The 20,181-nt window shown below is 68.5% G+C and carries 21 protein-coding genes and 1 tRNA gene; all 22 read left to right on the top strand.

The genetic code is table 11. The features are described 5' to 3' along the window. Positions 1 to 46 precede the first annotated feature (46 nt). Positions 47 to 895: a translation elongation factor Ts gene (gene tsf, locus RN729_RS12335; RefSeq protein ID WP_310785200.1), complete on the top strand. Its 849-nt coding sequence runs from the start codon at positions 47 to 49 to the stop codon at positions 893 to 895. A gap of 11 nt (positions 896 to 906) precedes the next feature. Next, complete coding sequence (gene pyrH, locus RN729_RS12330) at positions 907 to 1,632, top strand: UMP kinase (protein WP_310785198.1); 726 nt, start codon at positions 907 to 909, stop codon at positions 1,630 to 1,632. A 28-nt stretch (positions 1,633 to 1,660) separates the two neighbouring features. Further along, positions 1,661 to 2,218, top strand: a complete 558-nt coding sequence (frr, locus tag RN729_RS12325; RefSeq protein ID WP_310785196.1) for a ribosome recycling factor — start codon at positions 1,661 to 1,663, stop codon at positions 2,216 to 2,218. Continuing rightward, positions 2,215 to 2,466 (top strand): hypothetical protein, encoded by a 252-nt coding sequence (locus RN729_RS12320; protein ID WP_310785194.1) that lies wholly within the window; start codon positions 2,215 to 2,217, stop codon positions 2,464 to 2,466. The genes frr and RN729_RS12320 overlap by 4 nt, the downstream gene beginning before the upstream one ends. 107 nt (positions 2,467 to 2,573) lie before the next feature. Next, positions 2,574 to 3,878, top strand: coding sequence for a tRNA lysidine(34) synthetase TilS (tilS, locus tag RN729_RS12315; protein ID WP_310785191.1), 1,305 nt, complete (start codon positions 2,574 to 2,576; stop codon positions 3,876 to 3,878). Beyond that, on the top strand, positions 3,859 to 4,422 hold the full coding sequence (gene hpt / locus RN729_RS12310; protein WP_310785190.1) for a hypoxanthine phosphoribosyltransferase: 564 nt from the start codon (positions 3,859 to 3,861) through the stop codon (positions 4,420 to 4,422). Before tilS ends, hpt begins: the two co-directional genes overlap by 20 nt. Before the next feature lie 61 nt (positions 4,423 to 4,483). Then, positions 4,484 to 6,484, top strand: a complete 2,001-nt coding sequence (gene ftsH / locus RN729_RS12305; protein WP_310785188.1) for an ATP-dependent zinc metalloprotease FtsH — start codon at positions 4,484 to 4,486, stop codon at positions 6,482 to 6,484. 26 nt (positions 6,485 to 6,510) lie between these two features. After that, positions 6,511 to 7,428: a dihydropteroate synthase gene (folP, locus tag RN729_RS12300; RefSeq protein WP_310785186.1), complete on the top strand. Its 918-nt coding sequence runs from the start codon at positions 6,511 to 6,513 to the stop codon at positions 7,426 to 7,428. Beyond that, the gene (cdaA, locus tag RN729_RS12295) at positions 7,428 to 8,297 is read left to right on the top strand and encodes a diadenylate cyclase CdaA (protein WP_310785184.1); all 870 of its coding nucleotides are present in this window, start codon (positions 7,428 to 7,430) and stop codon (positions 8,295 to 8,297) included. Before folP ends, cdaA begins: the two co-directional genes overlap by 1 nt. Before the next feature lie 59 nt (positions 8,298 to 8,356). Further along, positions 8,357 to 9,022, top strand: coding sequence for a MotA/TolQ/ExbB proton channel family protein (locus RN729_RS12290; protein WP_310785182.1), 666 nt, complete (start codon positions 8,357 to 8,359; stop codon positions 9,020 to 9,022). Positions 9,023 to 9,070: 48 nt separating this feature from the next. Then, positions 9,071 to 9,493, top strand: a complete 423-nt coding sequence (locus RN729_RS12285; RefSeq protein ID WP_310785180.1) for a biopolymer transporter ExbD — start codon at positions 9,071 to 9,073, stop codon at positions 9,491 to 9,493. Beyond that, positions 9,494 to 9,940, top strand: a complete 447-nt coding sequence (locus tag RN729_RS12280) for a biopolymer transporter ExbD (protein WP_310757561.1) — start codon at positions 9,494 to 9,496, stop codon at positions 9,938 to 9,940. A 45-nt stretch (positions 9,941 to 9,985) separates the two neighbouring features. Beyond that, positions 9,986 to 10,645: an energy transducer TonB gene (locus tag RN729_RS12275; protein WP_310785178.1), complete on the top strand. Its 660-nt coding sequence runs from the start codon at positions 9,986 to 9,988 to the stop codon at positions 10,643 to 10,645. Between the two features lie 163 nt (positions 10,646 to 10,808). Then, complete coding sequence (locus tag RN729_RS12270) at positions 10,809 to 11,507, top strand: YggS family pyridoxal phosphate-dependent enzyme (RefSeq protein ID WP_310785176.1); 699 nt, start codon at positions 10,809 to 10,811, stop codon at positions 11,505 to 11,507. After that, positions 11,504 to 12,151, top strand: a complete 648-nt coding sequence (locus RN729_RS12265) for a DivIVA domain-containing protein (protein WP_310785174.1) — start codon at positions 11,504 to 11,506, stop codon at positions 12,149 to 12,151. Before RN729_RS12270 ends, RN729_RS12265 begins: the two co-directional genes overlap by 4 nt. A 78-nt stretch (positions 12,152 to 12,229) precedes the next feature. Beyond that, positions 12,230 to 15,457: an isoleucine--tRNA ligase gene (gene ileS / locus RN729_RS12260; protein ID WP_310785171.1), complete on the top strand. Its 3,228-nt coding sequence runs from the start codon at positions 12,230 to 12,232 to the stop codon at positions 15,455 to 15,457. Positions 15,458 to 15,462: 5 nt separating this feature from the next. Then, complete coding sequence (locus RN729_RS12255) at positions 15,463 to 15,840, top strand: TraR/DksA family transcriptional regulator (RefSeq protein WP_310785170.1); 378 nt, start codon at positions 15,463 to 15,465, stop codon at positions 15,838 to 15,840. Then, the gene (gene lspA, locus RN729_RS12250; RefSeq protein ID WP_310785169.1) at positions 15,833 to 16,372 is read left to right on the top strand and encodes a signal peptidase II; all 540 of its coding nucleotides are present in this window, start codon (positions 15,833 to 15,835) and stop codon (positions 16,370 to 16,372) included. Before RN729_RS12255 ends, lspA begins: the two co-directional genes overlap by 8 nt. Before the next feature lies 1 nt (position 16,373). After that, positions 16,374 to 17,366 (top strand): RluA family pseudouridine synthase, encoded by a 993-nt coding sequence (locus RN729_RS12245; RefSeq protein ID WP_310785167.1) that lies wholly within the window; start codon positions 16,374 to 16,376, stop codon positions 17,364 to 17,366. A gap of 73 nt (positions 17,367 to 17,439) precedes the next feature. Further along, positions 17,440 to 17,664, top strand: coding sequence for a hypothetical protein (locus RN729_RS12240; protein WP_310785165.1), 225 nt, complete (start codon positions 17,440 to 17,442; stop codon positions 17,662 to 17,664). 70 nt (positions 17,665 to 17,734) lie between these two features. After that, positions 17,735 to 17,809, top strand: a tRNA-Val gene (locus RN729_RS12235). 60 nt (positions 17,810 to 17,869) lie between these two features. Continuing rightward, a partial coding sequence (locus tag RN729_RS12230; protein ID WP_310785163.1) for a hypothetical protein occupies positions 17,870 to 20,181 on the top strand: 2,312 nt, incomplete at its 3' end.

Raw genomic sequence — 20,181 nt, 5'->3', positions numbered from 1 at the left:
GGGCCACTTCGGTGGCCCTTTTTTTTGGGAAGGAGATATGGAGACCATGACGCAGATCACGGCCGGGGCGGTGAAGGCTCTCCGCGACCGGACAGGCGCCGGGATGATGGACTGCAAGCGCGCGCTGATCGAATCGGACGGAGATACGGAGCGGGCCGTGGACCTGCTCAGGAAGGCGGGCGCGGCAAAGGCGGCGAAGCGCGTGGCGCGTGCGGTTTCGGAGGGCACGATCCGCATCGCGATGCGCGACGGGTCCGCTTCGATGGTCGAAGTGCTGAGCGAAACGGACTTCGTCGCGCGCAGCGAGGCGTTCGAGGACTTCTCGCGGGACCTGGCGGACCGGCTGCTCGACCTCCCGGTGCCGGACGGGGAGACCGTGCAGGGCACCGCTCTGCTTGAGCTCGAGGGGGGAGACGCGATCGAAAGCCGCCTCAACGAGCTGCGGGTGCAGGTCGGAGAGAACGTCCAGGTCGGACGCGCCGTGCGCTATGATCTCGGCGCGCACGGGGCCTTCGCATCCTACGTCCACTTCGGAAATCGCATCGGCGTGCTGCTGGAGGTTTCGGACTCCGGCGATGCCGCGACCGAGGCGGCCCGCGGGGTTGCGATGCATGCCGCGGCCACGAATCCCCGGGGCGTGTCGCCGGACGACATTCCGGAGGCGGAGGTCGAACGCGAGCGCAAGCTGCTGACCGAACAGGCGCTGGAGCAGGGCAAGCCGGCCTCGATCACGGAGAAGATCGTGGAGGGCCGCATGCGCAAGTTCTATGAGGAGAACGCGCTCCTCTGGCAGGCCTACGTGCGGGATCCGGACCTGACGGTGAAGGACGTACTGCGCAAGGCGGGAGAGGATCTGGCCGTTCGGCGGTTCGTCCGCTTCGAGGTGGGCGGCTGAGTTCCGACCGGATGCCCGGGGGCGCGGCCGACCTGAAGTATCGCCGCGCCCTCGTGAAGCTCTCCGGCGAGTCGCTCGCCGGGAACCGGGGGTTCGGCATCGACCCGCCGGTCATCGAGGAACTCACGCACGAAATCCGTCGCGTCCACCGGAGCGGCGTGAGTCTCGGGCTTGTCGTCGGCGGCGGGAACATCATGCGCGGCACCGTGGCGAGCGCGCGCGGCATGGATCGGGTGAGCGCGGACTACATGGGCATGCTCGCGACCGTGATCAACGCGATGGCGCTCCAGGACATGCTCGAACAGTCCGGCGTGGAGACCCGCGTGATGTCCGCCATCCGGATGGAGGAACTCGCGGAGCCCTACATCCGCCGCCGCGCGCTGCGCCATCTCGAGAAGAGCAGGGTCGTGATCTTCGCGGGAGGTACGGGAAATCCGTATTTTTCCACCGATACGGCGGCCGTGCTCCGGGCGATCGAGATGGAAGCCGACGTGATCATGAAGGCGACGCGGGTCGACGGTGTGTACACGGCGGACCCGGAGACCGACCCGGAGGCCTCGCTCATCGACGAGATCGGCTATCTCGAGGTGATGACCCGCGAACTCGGCGTCATGGACGCGGCGGCGATCTCCCTGTGCAAGGAAAACTCGCTGCCCATCGTCGTCTTGAACATCAAGCGGCCGGGTGCAATCCTGGCAGCGTTGCAAGGCGAGAGGATCGGGACCCTCGTCGCCTAGGCGACAGAGCCTTTGATCGGAGGGGACGGTGCCGGAGGAGACGCTGGAGAATGCGGTCCTGGCGATGGAGAGCGCGATCGAGGCGATCGCGCGGGAATTCGCCACCGTTCGTACGGGCAAGGCGACGACGGCGATCCTCGACGGTGTGAGGGTCGAGGCGTACGGGTCCATCGTGCAGCTGCGGCAGGTGGCGAACGTCAGCGCCCCCGAGCCGACGATGCTCCTGGTGCAGCCGTACGACCCGAACATCGCCCAGGATGTCGCGCGCGCGATCCAGAGCGGCGACCTGGGGCTCAACCCTTCGGTGGACGGGGCCGTCGTCCGGGTCCCCATTCCACCGCTGACCGAGGAGCGCCGGCGCGAATTCGTCAAGATCCTCCACCGGATGGCGGAGGAGGGGCGGGTCTCGATCCGGCACGCGAGGCACGAAGCGCGCGACCGGCTCCTGAAGATGCAGCGGGACGGGGAGGTCGGTGAAGACATCGCCCGCCGCACGATGTCGGAGGTCCAGACGCACACCGACGAGTACGTGAAGAAGATCGATGCGATGCTCGCGCGCAGGGAAGCGGAGGTGATGGAGGTTTGAGCGGATCCAGGGACGTCACGGGCGCTCTGCGCGCATACGTCGCCGGGCGGGATCGCGTCTGGGAGCACGGGCGCAAGCTCGGCCGATCCGGGGCGGCCTCCGCGGACGCCTCTCCGGAGCCCCCGCGCGAGATCGCGTTCGGGGAGTTGCCGGCACGACCGAAGTTCGGCGTCTCCGTGGCCGAGGAACTGGACTTCCGCCGCGGCCCTGCGGCGTGGAGAGACCGCCCCCCTCACGGAGAGTCCTGACGCCCCGCGCCGAAGCCCCGTCAGCTCCGGGCGCCGGCGTCGCCGCGCGCCTGCGGGGTGTGCTCCGCGCGGCTCCGGAACTTCTGCCGCGAGGCTCGCGCGTCCTCGTGGCTTTCTCCGGCGGATCGGACTCGCTCGCGCTCCTGCACCTCCTCCGCGCGCTCGGCGAGTCCTGGCCGCTGAAGCTGAGCGCGGCCCATTTTGACCATGGACTCCAGCCGGAAAGCGCCGCATCGGCGTCGAGGGCGGCGGAAGTCTGCCGCCGGGCCGGAGTGCCGTGCGACGTGGGCCGGACGAACGGACTCGCGGGCGGCCCGGCGGAGTGGCGGGCGGCCCGATACGCGTTCCTGGCCGACGCGCGGCGTCGCGCCGGGGCGGATCGCGTCGCCCTCGCACACCAGCGCGATGACCACGTGGAGACGGTATTGATGAACCTCCTGCGCGGCCCCGGCTTTCGCGGGCTGGCCGGCATCCCCGCGCGCCGCGCCGCGTTCGTGCGCCCGCTGCTCGGCTTCTCGCGAGAGGAGCTGAGGGGCTACCTGCGAGCCACGGGACGGGAGTGGGCGGAAGACCCCGCCAACCGGAATCCCCGCTACCGCCGCTCGCGGATGCGGCACGGGCTGCTCCCGGCGCTGGCCGCCGAGGAGCCCTCCGTCCGCGCACTGCTGGCGGAACTCGGACGGAACGCCCTGGTCGCCGAAGGCGGGCTGGAAGCGGCCGCCCGGCGCCTCCTCTCCGCCGCGGGATACCGGGAAAGCGCCGACGGAGCCCAAATTGCCCGGCCTCGATTGCTGGGATATGATCGGGCGGCTCGCGGACGCATGTTGCGGCACGTCGCCCGGGACATGGGTTTCCGAGTGTCCCGGCGCGGCACCCGGACGGGCGCAGCCTTCCTGGACGCGGGGGAAAGCGGACGCGGAGTGGACATCGCGGCGGGCCTGCGGGTCGAACGGGAGTTCGATCGGATCCATGTGCGACGCGGGCGAGAGGTGCCGCTCGACCACGAACTCGACATCGATCGGACGCGGGCGCGGCGGGCGGGTCGCGGGCCGCTCCGCCTCGGCGGGAACGCCTGGGAGGTGCGCTGGAGCGCCCTCGAGGGCACGGAACGCTGGGCGACCGCCTTCCCCGTCGACAGGATCCGGTTCCCGATCCGCGTACGGGGGCCGCAACCCGGAGACCGGATCCGCACGCGGGCCGGGTCGCGAAAGGTCGCGAAGCTCCTGATGGAGTGCCGCGTGCCGGCCTCGGATCGTGCGGGCGTGCCGGTCGTCGTGGACGCCGACCGGAGAGTGCTGTGGGTGGCCGGACACTCCCGGGCGGCGGTGGAACCGATCGACTCCGGAGGAGCGTGGTTCGCCATTGGATTCACAGAGCGCCGGGACCGGAACGATGACAGCCGCGGAACGTGAGTTCGAGGAGTACACAGGGGGCGAACCGCTCGGACGCATCGTCTACTCCGCGTCGGAGATCGCGGCCCGCGTCGCCGGCATGGGAGCGGAGATCGCCGCCGCGTACCCGCCGGATGCCGATATCCTGCTGCTCGGACTGCTCAAGGGGTCGTTCGTGTTTCTCGGCGACCTGGTCCGCCAGATCCGGCGGCCGCTGCAGGTCGACTTCCTCGTCGCGTCGAGCTACGGCACGGGCATGAAGAGTTCGGGCAGCGTCGAACTGCTCTACGACCCGCGGGCCCCGATGGCCGGCCGGCACATCATCATCGTCGAGGACATCGTCGACAGCGGCACCACGCTGAACCAGTTGTGCGGCGGGATCGCCGATCGGGATCCCGCGTCCGTCGAGATCTGCGCGCTCCTCCACAAGCGCATCGCGCCGGATCTCGATTGGGAGCCGCGGTGGGTTGGCTTCGATGCACCAAATGAGTTCCTTGTGGGGTATGGATTGGATCACGCGGAGGATTTTCGTCACCTTCCGTTCATCGCGTGTCCCCGTACGTGAGTCGTATGCGGGACAGTCTCGGGCGAGACATCGGAGCCGGAACAGGTCGGAATAGATCAAAATGAGACAAGAACAGCCGCAGAGGCCGGACGGCAGCGATTCCTCGGGCCGCATGCACCGATGGCTCAGGACGGCGTCGTTCTGGGCCCTGCTGATTCTGATCCCCGTCGCCCTCCTCCAGTTCATGGGAGGCGCCAGAGAGGGTCGGGAGACGCTGAGCTACACGCAGTTCCGCGAGCAGATCACGCAGCGGAACGTGGAGTCGATCCAGGTGCGCCTCGGAACCGGCGAGGTGGAGGGCAGTCTCAGGAGCGCGATCACCGTCGACGAGACGGAAATCGCGAACTTCCATCTCCTGCTGCCGACGCGGGAGATCGGCGACGCCCTGATGAGCGAACTCCTAGAGGCGGACATCACGATCGAGACGCTTCCCGCGCGCAGCAACTGGCTCAACGTATTCATCTCGATCCTCCCCTGGATCTTCATCATCGGGCTCTGGCTCTTCGTCATCCGGCAGATGCAGGCCGGAGGATCGCGGGCGTTCAGTTTCGGGAAGTCGAAGGCCCGGCTCCTGAGCGGCGACACGCCGAAGATCACCTTCGCCGACGTTGCGGGGTGCGATGAGGCGAAGGACGAACTGCAGGAGATCATCGAGTTCCTCAAGGATCCGCGGAAGTTCTCGCGTCTGGGAGGACGCCTGCCGAAGGGCGCGCTCCTCGTCGGACCGCCGGGGACCGGAAAGACGCTCCTCGCGAGAGCCGTCGCCGGGGAGGCCGGACGACCGTTCTTCTCGATGTCGGGCTCCGACTTCGTCGAGATGTTCGTCGGCGTGGGCGCTTCCCGCGTCCGCGATCTCTTCGAACAGGGGAAGGCCCAGGCGCCCTGCATCATCTTCATCGACGAGATCGACGCCGTCGGACGCCACCGGGGGGCCGGTCTCGGCGGCGGGCACGACGAGCGGGAGCAGACGCTGAACCAGCTGCTCGTGGAGATGGACGGATTCGAGTCGACCGAAGGGGTGATCCTCCTCGCGGCGACGAACCGGCCCGATGTGCTCGATCCCGCGCTCCTGCGTCCGGGTCGTTTCGACCGCCAGATCGTCGTCGACAATCCCGACATCAAGGGGCGCGAAGGGATCTTCCAGGTGCACACGCAGGACATCCCGCTGGCCGACGACGTCGACCTCGCGGTGTTGGCGAAGGGGACCCCCGGGCTCTCGGGCGCGGACATCGAGAACGTCGTGAACGAGGCCGCCCTCATCGCGGCGCGGGACGACAAGGATCGCGTCTACATGGAGGAGTTCGAGCGGGCCAAGGACAAGGTCATGCTCGGTACCGAGCGCCGGAGCATGGTGATCTCCGAGGAAGAGCGCCGCGTCACGGCCTACCACGAGGCGGGGCATGCCGTGGTCGCGCTCCGCGTCCCGGGTCTGGACCCGCTCCACAAGGTCACGATCGTCCCGCGCGGACGTGCCCTCGGGATCACGGCCTCACTCCCCGAGGAGGACCGCCACAACTACACCAAGGAATGGCTCGAGGGCCAGCTCAAGATGCTCTTCGGCGGGCGCGTGGCCGAGGAGATGATGTTCGGCGACGGCAAGATCACGACCGGCGCGGGTAACGACATCGAGCGCGCGACGGATCTCGCGCGCCGCATGGTCACGCAGTTCGGGATGTCGCCCGCCGTGGGCGCGATGTCCGTGGGGGACCGGGAACAGGAGGTCTTTCTCGGTCGGGACCTCTCTCAGCGCCGCGAGGTCAGCGAGAAGACCGCCGAACTCGTGGACGGCGAGATCAAGCGGATCCTGGATGAGTCATACGCCGCGACGCGTGGCGTCCTCGAAGAGAACCAGGCGCTGCTCGAGGCGATCGCGAAGGCGCTGCTTGAGCGGGAGACGCTCGATTCGGAAGACATCAAGCTGCTCGAGGAGGGCAGGGAGCTGCCGGCCCTGGTTTCGGAACCCGCCCAGCCGGCGCCGCAGCCGGCGGCCATCGAGCCGGCGCCGCAGCGCGAGCGTCCGCTGGAGGGTGCGGGGGGCGAGCCCGCCCCGGCGCCGGCCTGACGGGGCTGACGGGGCGCGGCGCGCGGATGGGGCTCTCGGCGGTCGGGCCGGCGCGCACCTGGCGGACGGGCGATCGCGAGATCTCCCTGGAATCACCCGTGATCGCGGGGATACTGAACGTCACGCCCGATTCGTTTTCGGATGGCGGCCGGTACACCGAGCCGCGGAAGGCGATCGCGCGAGGTCGGCAGATCGCGGAGGAGGGGGCGGCGATCCTCGACATCGGGGCCGAGTCCACCCGCCCCGGCGCCGACCCGGTGCCGGCGGACGAGGAGTGGGCCCGGCTCGAACCGGTGCTCCGCGGACTGCGTGACCTTCCGATCCCCATCTCCGTGGATACACACAAGCTCGAGGTGGCGGAGCGGGCGGTGGACGCGGGCGCCGCGGCGATCAACGACGTGACGGCCCTGCGCGCCGATCCGGCGCTGGCGGGGCTCGCGGCCCGGACGGGCGTGGGGCTCGTGCTCATGCACATGCGCGGCACACCCCGCACCATGCAGCTCGACACCGACTACGGCGATGTCGCGGCGGAGGTCCGCGGCGCCCTCGCCGAGGCGCGGCGGGCGGCGCTCGACGCGGGCTGCGACCCAGGTCAGGTCGCGGTCGACCCGGGGATCGGCTTCGGAAAGTCGCTGGACGGCAATCTCGAGCTGCTGGCCCGGCTCGACGAGATCGCGTCGCTCGGAGCGCCGGTGTGGGTCGGCCCGTCGCGCAAGTCCTTTCTCGGGGCGCTGCTCGATGTGGGGCCGGACGAGTGCGTCACAGCCTCCGTCGCGGCGTGTCTCGCCGCGGCGCGGCGCGGCGCCCATGTGCTCCGCGTGCACGATGTTTGCGAGATGCGTCAGGCGCTCGACGTCGAGGGTGCGATCGAGGTCCGCCGACCCGGGGTCGTCCGCGGCGCCCGTCCGTCAGCTCGCCCGCGCGCGGCTGGAGGCCGCAGGTGATGGACGCTTTCTGGAACTACCTGCGCCTCCTGCAGATCGATCTTCTGGACGTCTTCGAGATCACCGTCGTCGCGGTCCTCATCTACCGGGTGCTCATCCTCTGGTCCGGCACGCGGGCGTTCCAGATGCTGTTCGGCCTCGTCCTCCTCGCGGCGGTCTACGCGGCGGCGGGATGGCTCAGCCTCGACCTCATCCGGTCGATTCTCTCGCAGGCCTTCACCTACGGCGCCTTCGCGCTCATCGTCGTCTTTCACCCCGAGCTGCGGAACGCGCTCGCCCGGATCGGCCGCAGCCGCGTGCTGAGCGTGCTGACCCGGCTGCAGGAGCGGAGCGAAGCGGTCGCGGATGAGATCGCAAAGGCGGCGGCGGAACTGTCCCGCACCCGGACGGGGGCGATCATCGCGATCGAACGTGAACTGTCTCTCGAAGAGTACATCGAGAAGACGGGGACGCGCCTCCGGGCCGATGTGTCGTCCAGCCTGCTCGTGTCTCTGTTCACGCCCAGGTCGCCCCTCCACGATGGGGCGGTCGTCGTGCGCGACGGGCAGATCGTGGCTGCCGGCGTCCATCTCCCGCTCACGCAGTACCCCCTCAGCGACCGGACGCTGGGGACCCGGCACCGGGCCACGCTCGGCCTCTCCGAAGAGACCGACGCGTACGTCGTCGTCGTGTCCGAGGAGACCAGCCAGATCTCGCTGGCCCGTCGCGGCGTCCTGCGAAGGAACCTGGCGCCGCAGCAGCTTCGGGACCATCTGGCGGCCGACGTCCCGGCGCCTGAACTGGGCCGTCCCGGTGCGGATCTCGACGCGGAGCCCGGGGATCGGCCGGATGGACCCAAACGGTTTGACGAGGCCCCGTCAGTCCCCTAAACTTTTCAAGTTGCGACCAGGCCGGGAATCGAGCGACAAATCCCTTACGGGCAGGCGATATGGACAATCAGTACGAGCTGCTGACTCTGTTCACCGATGGCGGGTTCATGATGTACCCCCTCGTCCTCTGCTCGCTGATCGCGATCGGCGTGATGCTGGCCAAGGCGTGGACGCTGTGGATCGCCCACCGCGATTCAAGGAAGCTGCTCCACGAGATCGAGAGTCTCGGAGTGAGCGGCCGCCTGGGCGAAGCGATTACGACGGCCGAGGAAACGCGGGGACCCGTCGCCGCGATCCTCCTCGCCGGACTGCGCCGCCTCCGCGACCGCGGCAGCGAGGCGCGCTCCGACGGCAAGGACATCCAGAAGGCGATCGCCACGACGGGTGTGATCGAGCTCGACTTCCTCGAGCGCGGCCTCACGGTTCTGGGCACAATCGCCAACGTCGCCCCCATGCTGGGCTTCCTCGGAACCGTGATCGGGATGATCCTCGCCTTCCAGGCCATCGAGATCGCGGGACAGGTCGAGCCGGGGCTCGTCGCCGGCGGCATCAAGGTGGCGCTCATCACGACCGCCACGGGGCTCTCAATCGCGATCCCCGTCAACATCGGCTACAACTTTTTCGTCACGCGCATCGATCGTCTCATCCTCGACATGGAGGAGGGGGCGCAGGAGGTGCTCGGGCTTATCTGGGACCTCGAGGACCGGGGCGCGCGGGCGAGCTGACGAGCCCGGGTCGCAGATCGAAGCGACAAACGGAGAAAGAAGTCCACAATGGCGATCATGAAACGCAAGCAGAAGGTGTCGGACGAGATCCCGACCTCTTCGATGGCGGACATCGCGTTCCTCCTCCTGGTCTTCTTCCTCACGACGACGGTGTTCAACGAGGAACGGGGACTGCCGATCGTGCTCCCGGAGCAGGCCGAGGAGCAGGATGTGTCGGGGCGGAACCTGATCTTCTTCATCGTGCAGCCTGACGGCCGCGTCATCGTGCGCCGGGGCGAAAGCGAACAGGAACAGGTCGTGGCGCACACGCAGGTGGCGAACATTCTGCGCACCGAACTGGCGGGCAACGAGAATCTCATCGCCGCCATTCAGACCCACCCCAACGCGCCCTACCGTCACATGGTCAACGTGCTCGATGAGGTGAAGCTGGCGGGCGCCGAGCGAATCTCGCTACAGGAGATGGAGAACTAGATGGCCATCAAGGACAGCGGCTTCAAGAAAAAGTCCGGGTCGGACGGGTCGATCCCGACCTCTTCGATGGCGGACATCGCGTTCCTCCTTCTCATCTTCTTCATGGTCACGACCGTCTTCCGGAAGGACCGGAACCGGCAGATCGAATGGACGACGGCGGAGGCCACCGAGAAGATCGACGAGAAGCGGCAGAACATCCTCCACCTCTGGGTTCAGCGCGACGGTTCGGTCTGGATCAACGACGTGCTGACGCCGTTCGAGGACATCTCGGAGACCGTTCGGCCGATCTACGCGGAGAACCGTGAACTCGTGATCGCGATTCGCGGCGATTCCGAAGTGCCTTATCAGCAGATCAATACGATTACGGAAGAACTGCAGGCGTCCGGCGCGGTGCGCGTCACCTTCGCCACGCGGCTCGAGCAGCGCGCGATGCGGGCTCGGCGCTAGCCAGCAGCAGGACACCACGGGCTTCAGGAGACCGGGAGAGAAACGATGGAAGAGACCGGAATTCGGCTCACCGCGAACGATCAGTTCAAGCGGGCGAGCACCAACTGGACGCAGGTCGGGTTGTTGGTTGCCGTCACGCTCCACTTCGGACTGTTCGTCCTCGTCCGCCCGTTCGAGGCGGCGGACCTGGGCGTCGTGGTCGATGAGATCGAGGCGGTGGCGTTGCCGCCCGAGGTGAAGATCCCGCCGCCGCCGGAACAGATCGCCCGTCCGGCCACCCCGCGGGTCGCTTCGGTTGACATCTCCGAGGACATTACGATCGCGGAAACGACGTTCGAGTCGTTCACGACGGATAACGCCCTGCCGCCGCCTCCCGAGACCGGCAGTCCGGCGGATCGGCCGTCGTTCATCGTGTACGACACGCCTCCCGTGCTGCTGAACGGCGGTGAGATTCAGCAGATACTGCAGCGGGAGTATCCGCGCACGCTGATGGATGCGGGCATCGGGGGCCGGGTCGAACTCTGGCTCTACGTGACGGAAAACGGAGCCGTCGAGAACTTCGAGGTGAAGACCTCCTCCGATAACGGCCTCCTGGACGAGGCGGCGGGGAAGGTCGTGCAGCAGATGCGGTTCACGCCTGCGAAGAACCGCGACAAGGTCACGGCGGTCTGGGTCTCCCAGTGGGTGACGTTCGAGGTGATCTAGAACTACGGAGACACGACACCAGCCGTCCCGCTTCCGAGCGACGGCAAGCGCCCGGCGACGCCAAAGCGACGCCGGGCGCTCTTTTTTTTCGGTCCGCCGGGTGCCGCCCGGACCCCCGGTAGATGGCTCGCATCGCCGGGCGCGGCCCCGTAAACTGTGCCGCGTGACGAAAGATCAGGTCGAGGCCCGGCTGGCCGAGGTGACGGAGCGCATCGAGGCTGCGGCGAGGCGGGCAGGACGGCGCGCGAGCGACGTCGAGATCCTCCCCGTGACGAAGGGACATCCCGCAGGGGGAATCGAGATCGTGAAGGCGCTCGGCGTGGGCCGGATCGGCGAAAACCGGGTGCCGGAAGCCGAAGCCAAGCGGTTGGAACTGGGGCCGACGCCCGGCGTCGCGTGGCACCTGATCGGTCGGCTGCAGCGCAACAAGGCGCGGCGCGCGGTCCGGCTGTTCGATGTCGTCGAGTCGGTGGACAGCGTGCGGCTCGCGGGCACGTTGAACCGGATCGTCGAAGAGGAACGGCGCGAACCGGTCGAGGTGCTCGTGCAGGTGAACACGTCGGGGGAGGCGGCGAAGGCCGGCCTGAACCCGGACGTGGTGCTGGACGCCGTGGCCGAGATCTGTGAACTGCCCGGTCTGCGGGTGGCCGGGCTGATGACGATGGCGCCGTTTACGGCGGACGAGGCGGAGGTCCGGCCCGCGTTTCGCGGCGCGGCGCGGCTGCTGAAACGCTGTCGCGCGGAGATTCCGGATTTTGAGGGCAGGGCGCTCTCGATGGGGATGAGCAACGATTTCGAGATCGCGATCGAGGAGGGGAGCACGCGGGTGCGACTCGGCACGGTGCTACTGGGGGAGAGATGATCGATCTGACACCGCTTGACGTCCGCAAGAAGAAGGACGACTTCAGGCGTTCGGTGCGCGGGTACGACGCACAGCAGGTCGATGCGTTCCTCGCGGTCGTGGCGGATTGCCTCGAACGCCACGTGCGCGAGCACGTCGTGCTCAGCGATCGGATCGAGCAGCAGAAACACCAGTTGGAGAGCTACAGGGCTCGCGAGAAGGCCCTCAACGAAGCGCTCCTGGCCGCTCAGGAGCTGCGCGAGGAGGCCCGCCTGCAGTCCGAGCGCGACGCGGCCGTGCGGCTCCGCGAGGCCGAGATGCGCGCGGGCGCCGTGCTCGCCGACGCGGAGCGGGCCGTCCGCCTCTGCCACGACAAGGTCGAAGACCTGAAGGCGACCCGGGGCCGCTTCCTCGCCGCGCTGCGGAAACTGTTCGAGCGCTTCGACGAATACCTCGACTTCGAGGATGAACGGTTCGGGGACGGAGCCGGCGATCTCGACCGGTTCATCGAGCGGCTCCGGAGAGCGAGCGGAGACGGGGCACCCGAGGTTGCCGCCGCCGAGCCCATCGCGGCCGAGCCCATGGCTCCGGAGTCCGATACCGAGGCCCCGCTTCCATCGATTAGCCGGGTCGACGCCGGCGGTTCGGGCGCCGCGTCGACCTGACCGCAGCACCCCGCTGCGCACGCCCGCCGTTCCGACGACTGCGTCGACCATCGAGAGATAACCAGACGGAGCACCTCCATGGCCTACCGGCCGATACCGGAGTCCGCACGCGGGCTCGAAGCCGAAGTCCTCGAAAGCTGGGAGGAAGAGAAGACCTTCGAGCGCAGCCTCGCGGCCCGGTCGGCTGCGCCGGATTTCGTGTTCTACGAGGGACCGCCGACCGCGAACGCCGCGCCCGGCGTCCATCACATCCTTGCCCGCACGATCAAGGATGCGGTGGCGCGATACCGCACCATGTCCGGCCATCACGTGCCGCGGAAAGCGGGCTGGGACACCCACGGACTGCCGGTGGAACTCGAGGTCGAGCGCTCGCTCGGCATCTCCGGCAAGCCGGACATCGAGCGTTACGGAATCCGGAAGTTCAACGACAACTGCCGGAACAACGTGTTCCGCTACCAGGACGCCTGGGAGCGGCTGTCCCGGGACATCGGCTACTGGCTGGACTACGGCGACCCGTACGTCACGTACTCGAACGAGTTCATCGAGTCGGGCTGGTGGGCGCTCTCGGAGATCGAGAAGCGGGGCCTGCTGTACAGGGGATACCGCGTCATCCCGACGTGTCCGCGCTGCGGCACCGGCCTCTCGAGCCACGAGGTGGCCCAGGGCTACCGCGACGTGACCGAGCCCGCGGTCTACATGAAGTTCCATCTCGTCGACGACCCGGACGGCGCGCGGATCCTGAGCTGGACCACGACCCCCTGGACGCTTCCGGGCAACCTCGGCCTCGCGGTGGGGCCCGACATCCCCTATGCCCGCGTACGCGTCCTGCCCGAGGGTGCGGACGGCGGCACGACCCCCGCACGGGCGCACGACGGGCCCGGCGGGGCTTCGCCGGGAGAGGTGCTCATCCTGGCCCGCGACCGCGTCGCCGAGGTGCTGCGGCACCCCTATGAGATCGTCGGGGAGGTGCGCGGCGGTGAACTCGCCGGGCGGCGCTACCGCCCGCTCTTCCCGAACGCGGTGGACGGCGCCGGCTCCGATACGGCATGGACGGTGCTGGAGGCGGATTTTGTCACGGTCGACGACGGGACGGGCGTCGTCCACACGGCGGTGATGTACGGGGAAGACGACTTCCGGCTGGGCGAGGCGGCGGGACTGCCGATGCAGCACACGGTCGGCGGGGACGGGCGCTTCCTCGACACCGTGCCGGGCGGACTTGCCGGGATGCACGTGAAAGATGGAGAGACCGAACGCGCGCTCCGCGACTGGGCCGTCGCGCACGACCAGCTGTATCTGCGCGAGATGTACGAGCACAGCTATCCCCACTGCTGGCGCTGCGACAGCGCGCTTCTCTACATGGCGCGCGATTCGTGGTACATCCGGACGACCGCCGTGAAGTCGCGCCTGCTCGAGCATAATGCGTCCATTGACTGGCATCCGCCCGAGACGGGATCCGGCCGCATGGGCGAGTGGCTGCAGAACAACATCGACTGGGCGCTCTCGCGCGAGCGGTACTGGGGAACCCCCCTTCCCATCTGGCTCTGCTCCGACTGCGACGAACACCGGGAGGTGCTCGGATCCTTCGCGGAACTGGGGCGCCGCGTCGGCGGCCTCCCCGAGGACTTCGATCCTCACCGGCCGGGGATCGACGGATACGAGTGGTGCTGTCCCGTCGACGCATGCGGCGGCACGATGCGGCGCGTCCCGGAAGTCGCCGATGCGTGGTTCGACTCCGGCTCCATGCCCTACGCCCAGTGGCACTATCCGTTCGAGAACCGGGACACCTTCGAGCGCTACTTCCCGGCCGACTACATCGCCGAGGGCGTCGACCAGACGCGCGGCTGGTTCTACTCGCTCCTCGCGCTGTCCACCATTCTCTTCGACCGCGCACCGTTCCGGGCCGTCGTCGTCAACGACCAGGTGCTCGATGCAAAGGGACGGAAGATGTCGAAGTCGCGGGGCAACGCGGTGGATCCGCGCGACGCGCTCGACACGTACGGGGCCGATGTCACGCGTTTCTACTTCCTCTCGGGGTCCAACCCCTGGGTGCCGAAGCGGTGGGATCCGTCGGCGCTCCGCGAGACCGACCGCAAGCTGTTCGCCACACTCCGTCACACGTACCGCTTCTTCGCCCTCTACGCGAACGAGGAGGGGTGGTCCCACACCGCGTCCTCCGCGGCTCCCGTCTCCGACCGAAGCGACCTCGACCGCTGGGTGCTCGCCCGCCTGGACCGGGTCGTGCGGCTCGTGGGGGAAGCGCTGGAGGCGTTCGATCTCACGGCCGGGGCGCGCGCCATCCAGGAGTTCGTGCTCGACGACGTGTCGAACTGGTACGTGCGCCGGAGCCGCGACCGCTTCTGGGCGACGCAACCGGGGACCGCGGCCGCGAGCGCCGACGCCTTCGCGACGCTCCACGAATGTCTCGCCACGACCGCGCGGCTGCTCGCCCCGTACGCCCCGTTCATGTCCGATTGGCTGTACCGGGCGCTCACAGACGAAGCGTCCGTCCACCTGGCGGATTTCCCGGAGCCGGAAGGGCATTCGGAGCCGGAGCTCGAGCAGGCGATGGACGACGTCCGGCGCCTGGTGGCGCTGGGCCGCGCCGCCCGGGAAAAGGCGGGGGTGCGGATTCGGCAGCCGCTGCGCACGCTTCACGCGGTTCTGCCGGAGGGACGGGCGCTCGCGGACCCGATGGCTGCGCTTGCGATGGAAGAACTCAACGTGAAAATGGTTGTGTCGCTGGGGGACAGCGAAGATCTTACCCGGCTATACGCGAAGCCGCGGTTCGGTGCGCTGGGTCCGAAACACGGGGCGCGCACGCCGGCCGTCGCGGCCGGGATCGCGGATCTGGATGCGGTGGCCCTGAGGAGGCTCAGGGACGGGGAGCCGCTCGACGTCGAGATCGGAGGCGAACGGGTTCGGGTGACGCCCGAAGACCTCGTGATTCACGAGGAGACGCTCACCGATCTCGCCGTGGCGACGGGAGGCGGTTACCTCGCGGCCTTGGATACCGACATCGATGATGCGCTGCGCGGCGAAGGTTACGCGCGGGAGATCGTGAACCGCGTCCAGCGGTTGCGGCGCGATGCGGGGCTCGAGGTCGCCGACCGCATCCGCCTCGGCGTGGCGGGTCCGCAGGATCTGGAACAGGCGGTGTCGAAGCACGCGGACTACGTCGCCGGCGAGACGCTGGCCGTAGAAGTACAGACGGGGTCGGTCCCCCGGGGAGGCCTGAGTACGGCCGTGGTGAAGATCGACGACGTCGAGGTCCGCATCGGAATCGGCGGAGTCGACGAACGCGCTTGAGAAGGATGAACGCGGAACAACGGAAACACATCGAGAAGAGACTGCTGGCGGCCCGGTCGCGCGCGACGCGGGAGCTCGGTCAGTACGACGACTCGTTCACGAGTTCCCTTCAGGGGGCGGACAGCGACCTGGCCGCCTACAGCTTCCATATGGCGGACCAGGGGACGGACGCCATGGAGCGCGAGAAGGCGTTCCTGTTCGCGAGCAAGGAGGGTCGGCTGCTCTACCACATCGACGAGGCGCTGAGGCGGCTCTATCGGAACCCGGAGCAATTCGGAAGGTGCGAGGACTGCGACGAGGAGATCAGCTTCGAGCGGCTCGACGCCCTCCCGCACGCGCGGCTCTGCATCAGGTGCAAGGAGAAGGAGGAGACGGGTGGCTGAAGCTTCCGGACGCGATCACCAGGTCCGCCTCTGGCTGACGCTCGTTCCGATCGTCGTTATCCTCGCGCTGGACATCGTGACCAAGGCGTGGGTCATGAACACGTTCGAGCTGTACGAGCGAACACCCGTGATCGGCGACTTCTTCCGCTTCACCTACACGCACAACCGCGGCGCCGCTTTCGGGCTCGACATCGGCGAACATTCGCGGATCTTCTTTCTCATCCTCTCCCTGATCGCGCTCGGCGTGCTCGGCGTCATCTACCGCGGCACCCCGTCGTCGGATCGACTTCGCATCCTCGCCATCTCGCTCGTATCCGCCGGCGCGCTCGGCAACATCTGGGATCGCATCCGGCTGGAAGCCGGCGTCGTGGACTTCCTCGATTTCGGCATCGGTGCGAGCCGCTTCCCCATCTTCAACATCGCGGATTCCGCCGTGACGGTCGGCGCGGTGCTGCTGCTGATCTCGTTCTGGCTTGAGGGCCGGCGCGAGAGGGAGGTAGCGGCTGCGGCGGCGGAGGCGACCCCCGAGTGAAGTGAGTCCACCCGAATCCGATGCGGCGGGTGCGGGCGGGCCGCGGCTCATCGAGATCGGCGAGAGCGAGGACGCGGCCGCCGACCGGATCGACCGCCTGCTGGCCGAACGTCTCTCGCTGAGCCGGGCCCGAGTCGTGCAACTCATCTCCGACGGCCGGGTGACCGTCGGTGGACAGGTCCCGAGGAAGCGATACCGGCCGCGGGCGGGAGATCGGATCGAGGTCGAACTGCCGCCCCCGGTTGCGACCCGGCTGGAGCCCGAGGACATCCCCGTCGAGATCCGATACGCGGACGACGACCTCGCGGTGGTCGAGAAGCCGGCAGGACTCGTCGTCCACCCCGCGCCCGGCCATCCGGGCGGCACGCTTGTGAACGCCCTCCTCTTTCACCTCGGCGGGCTGTCGAGCATCGGCGGGGACCGCCGGCCCGGGATCGTTCACCGGCTGGACAAGGACACGAGCGGGCTCATGCTCGTCGCGCGCCGGGACGAGGCGCATCGGGCGCTGTCCGCCGCACTCGGGCGCCGCGAGGTCGAGCGCGGGTACGTCGCCGCGGCCTGGGGACACCTCGACGAGGAGCGGTTCACGGTCGATCGCCCGATCGGGCGCGATCCGCGCGCCCGGAAGCGGATGGCCGTGCGCGAGACCGGACGGCCCGCGGTGACGCACTTCAAGCGCCTGGAGCGGTGGAACGCCGCGGAGTTGCTCGCCGTGCGGCTCGCTACGGGGAGGACGCACCAGATTCGGGTGCACCTCGGATCGCTCGGACACCCGGTCGTCGGCGACCCGATCTACGGACCGAACCGGGAACGCGGCTTCGGCGGCGCGGGCGGCCGCTGGGCCGGAGAGTTCCGGCGCCGGGCCGGGCGACTCTTCCTGCACGCCGCGCACCTCGCGTTCGAGCACCCCGGGACCGGCGAGGCGCTGTCCTTCGCCTCGCCGCTCCCCTCGCCGCTCCTGGAGGCCTCGGAATGGGCCCGGGCGAGTTCGTGAGTTGCCCCCGGCGGGCCGGGAACGCGTGCCCATCGTGGTTGACGCGTGTCGGAGGGACGTCTAGCGTCCCCGCATGAATCAGGGAAGACGCGACCGGAGGAGTGGGGACGCCCCCGCCCGGGGCCTCCAGTTCGGAGTGGCCAACTACGTGGCGTTCGCGCTCGGCCTCACGTCGATCGCCGCCGGGTACGTGCTGCTCGACCGGGGGTCCGTGACGGCTGCGCCGCTCCTGCTCATCCTGGGCTATGTGGTGTTCCTGCCCGCCGGCCTGATCCTCGGCTGGCGTCGGCTCAGCTAGCGCCGGCTCGGCCAGCGGGAGTCGGCCCGGGGAGGCCCCGCCGCAACGCCGCGCGGATGGCCACGATTCGGGGCGAATAGCTCAGCCGGTTCAGAGCGCCTGCCTTACAAGCAGGAGGTCGGGGGTTCGAATCCCTCTTCGCCCATTGAACTTGCGCGATCTGGAGGGCCCTCCGCCCTCCACCAACCATCCCGGGAGAACTCTCATGAAGTTGCCGCGCAGCGCATTCCCGCTCGCCCTCGCACTCTTCGCTCTTCTCGCCGCCACACCGGCCCGGGCCCAAAGCCCTGCGGCCATCTCGGCTGCGCTGGGCGACATCGAGTGGCGGCACATCGGTCCCGTGAACATGGGCGGACGGGTGTCCGCCATCATCGGCGTACCGGGCGATCCGCGGACCTTCTGGGTCGGAGCGGCCAACGGAGGCGTCTGGAAGACGACCAACGGCGGCGTGACCTTCGAGCATCAGTGGGACGACGAGAACACCTACTCGGTCGGGGCGCTGACGCTTGCTCCCTCCGACCACAACGTCGTCTGGCTCGGCTCCGGCGAGGGCGACCCGCGCAACTCGGTCTCGTACGGCGACGGCGTGTACCGTTCGACCGACGGCGGCGCCACCTGGACCCACCTCGGCCTCGACGACAGCGAACGCATCAAGCGCATCGTCGTCGACCCGCGCGACCCCGATGTCGCCCTGGTCTGCGCGATGGGCCACGAATGGGGCCCCAACCGGGAGCGCGGCGTCTTCCGCACGACCGACGGCGGCCAGACGTGGGACCACGTGCTGTTCATCGACGAGGACACCGGGTGCTCGGACATCGACATCGACCTGACGAACCCCCGCAACGTCTACGCCGGCATGTGGACCTTCCGCCGTCTGCCGTGGCGTTTCGACGACGGGGGCAGGGAGACGGCGCTTTACGTCTCGCGCGACGGCGGCATCTCGTGGAAGAAGATCACGACCACGCCGGACGAGCCCATGGCCCGCATCGGCATCAGCGTGGCGCAGTCGCGTCCGAACATCGTGTACCTGATCACCGAATACCCCACCGCCGGCACGCTCTTCATGTCCGACGACCACGGCGAGACCTGGGAGATGGTCAACGACAACAGGAACCAGCTCAACTTCCGGCCCTTCTACTACTCCGACGTCTACGTCGACCCGTCCGACCACGAGACGCTGTACACGCTCTCGGGCGGACTGTCGAAATCGACCGACGGGGGCCGGACCTTCGAGCGCATCGCCAACGACGTGCACGGCGACCACCAGGCGTACTGGATCGACCCGGAAGACGGTGAGCGGATCCTCTCGGGCTCGGACGGCGGCATGCAGGTGTCGTACGACGGAGGCGCCAACTTCCACATCTTCCGCAACTTCAGCCTCGCGCAGTACTACCACATCTTCGTCGACGACCGCGACCCGTACTACGTGTGCGGCGGGCTGCAGGACAACGGCAACTGGTGCGGGCCGAGCCGGCTCAACGACCGCCGTGGCATCCTGCCCGGCTATTTCTACACCGTCTCCGGCGGCGACGGCTTCTACACCGTGCCGGTCCCGGGTCAGCCGAACCTGATCTACTCGAACGCGCAGGGCGGTTACTTCCGCATCACGGACACGAACTCGGGGCAGATGCGGTCGATCGAGCCGTGGCCGCTCATGATCGGCTCGGTGGGGCAGGGCATGTACCAGGCGAGGTACCGTTTCAACTGGGACGCGCCGATCGTCATCTCGCCGCACGACCCGGCGACGGTGTACTGGGGCGGCAACGTCGTTTTCCGCAGCAACGACTACGGCCACTCGTGGGACGTGATCAGCCCCGACCTCACCACCGACGACCCGGAGAAGCAGCTCGATTCGGGCGGCGAGATCTACCTCGACAACACCGCGGCGGAATTCCACACGACGATCCTCACCATCGCCGAGGACGAGTTCGAGCCGGGTGTGATCTGGGTCGGCACCGACGACGGCAACGTGCAGATCACGCGCGACGGCGGCGCGACGTGGACGAACGTCCGCGACCGCGTGCCCGGTCTGCCCGCCGAGACCTGGATCGGCAACATCGAGGCGTCACCCACGGATGCCGGCACCGCGTACATGGCCGTCGACAACCACCGCCTCGACGACTTCACCCCGCACCTGTACGAGACGCGCGACTACGGGCAGACGTGGCGCGACATCTCCGCCGGGCTCCCGCAGGACGACTACGTGAAGGTCGTGCGGCAGCACCCCTCGAACCCGGATCTGCTCTTCGTCGGCATGGAGCGCGGCATTTTCGCGTCCTGGGACCGTGGCGACACGTGGGTGGACATCCGCGGCAACCTGCCGCGCGTGTCGGTGCGGGGCGTGAAGATCCAGCGCCAGTACAACGACCTCGTCATCGGCACGCACGGGCGCGGCGCGTTCATCCTCGACGACATCCAGCCCATGGTCGAGCTGACCGAGGCCATCGGCCGGGACGCCCATCTCTTCGACATCCGCACGGCGACGGAGTGGGAGATGTGGGGCCGCACCAGCAACTT

The sequence above is a fragment of the Candidatus Palauibacter polyketidifaciens genome (genome assembly GCF_947581785.1).
Classification (GTDB): domain Bacteria; phylum Gemmatimonadota; class Gemmatimonadetes; order Palauibacterales; family Palauibacteraceae; genus Palauibacter; species Palauibacter polyketidifaciens.
The sequence above is the reverse complement of the archived record's forward strand: the minus strand, read 5'-3'. Positions and strand labels throughout refer to the sequence as shown.

Bases quoted from the DNA above. Each gene is read 5' to 3' on its own strand.
- RN729_RS12290 (WP_310785182.1), top strand. From the start codon at position 8,357: ATGGACAATCAGTACGAGCTGCTGACTCTGTTCACCGATGGCGGGTTC.
- RN729_RS12275 (WP_310785178.1), top strand. From the start codon at position 9,986: ATGGAAGAGACCGGAATTCGGCTCACCGCGAACGATCAGTTCAAGCGG.
- RN729_RS12255 (WP_310785170.1), top strand. From the start codon at position 15,463: ATGAACGCGGAACAACGGAAACACATCGAGAAGAGACTGCTGGCGGCC.
- RN729_RS12285 (WP_310785180.1), top strand. From the start codon at position 9,071: ATGGCGATCATGAAACGCAAGCAGAAGGTGTCGGACGAGATCCCGACC.
- RN729_RS12265 (WP_310785174.1), top strand. From the start codon at position 11,504: ATGATCGATCTGACACCGCTTGACGTCCGCAAGAAGAAGGACGACTTC.
- ileS (WP_310785171.1), top strand. From the start codon at position 12,230: ATGGCCTACCGGCCGATACCGGAGTCCGCACGCGGGCTCGAAGCCGAA.
- ftsH (WP_310785188.1), top strand. From the start codon at position 4,484: ATGAGACAAGAACAGCCGCAGAGGCCGGACGGCAGCGATTCCTCGGGC.
- pyrH (WP_310785198.1), top strand. From the start codon at position 907: ATGCCCGGGGGCGCGGCCGACCTGAAGTATCGCCGCGCCCTCGTGAAG.
- tsf (WP_310785200.1), top strand. From the start codon at position 47: ATGACGCAGATCACGGCCGGGGCGGTGAAGGCTCTCCGCGACCGGACA.
- RN729_RS12280 (WP_310757561.1), top strand. From the start codon at position 9,494: ATGGCCATCAAGGACAGCGGCTTCAAGAAAAAGTCCGGGTCGGACGGG.
- cdaA (WP_310785184.1), top strand. From the start codon at position 7,428: ATGGACGCTTTCTGGAACTACCTGCGCCTCCTGCAGATCGATCTTCTG.
- hpt (WP_310785190.1), top strand. From the start codon at position 3,859: ATGACAGCCGCGGAACGTGAGTTCGAGGAGTACACAGGGGGCGAACCG.
- folP (WP_310785186.1), top strand. From the start codon at position 6,511: ATGGGGCTCTCGGCGGTCGGGCCGGCGCGCACCTGGCGGACGGGCGAT.
- RN729_RS12240 (WP_310785165.1), top strand. From the start codon at position 17,440: ATGAATCAGGGAAGACGCGACCGGAGGAGTGGGGACGCCCCCGCCCGG.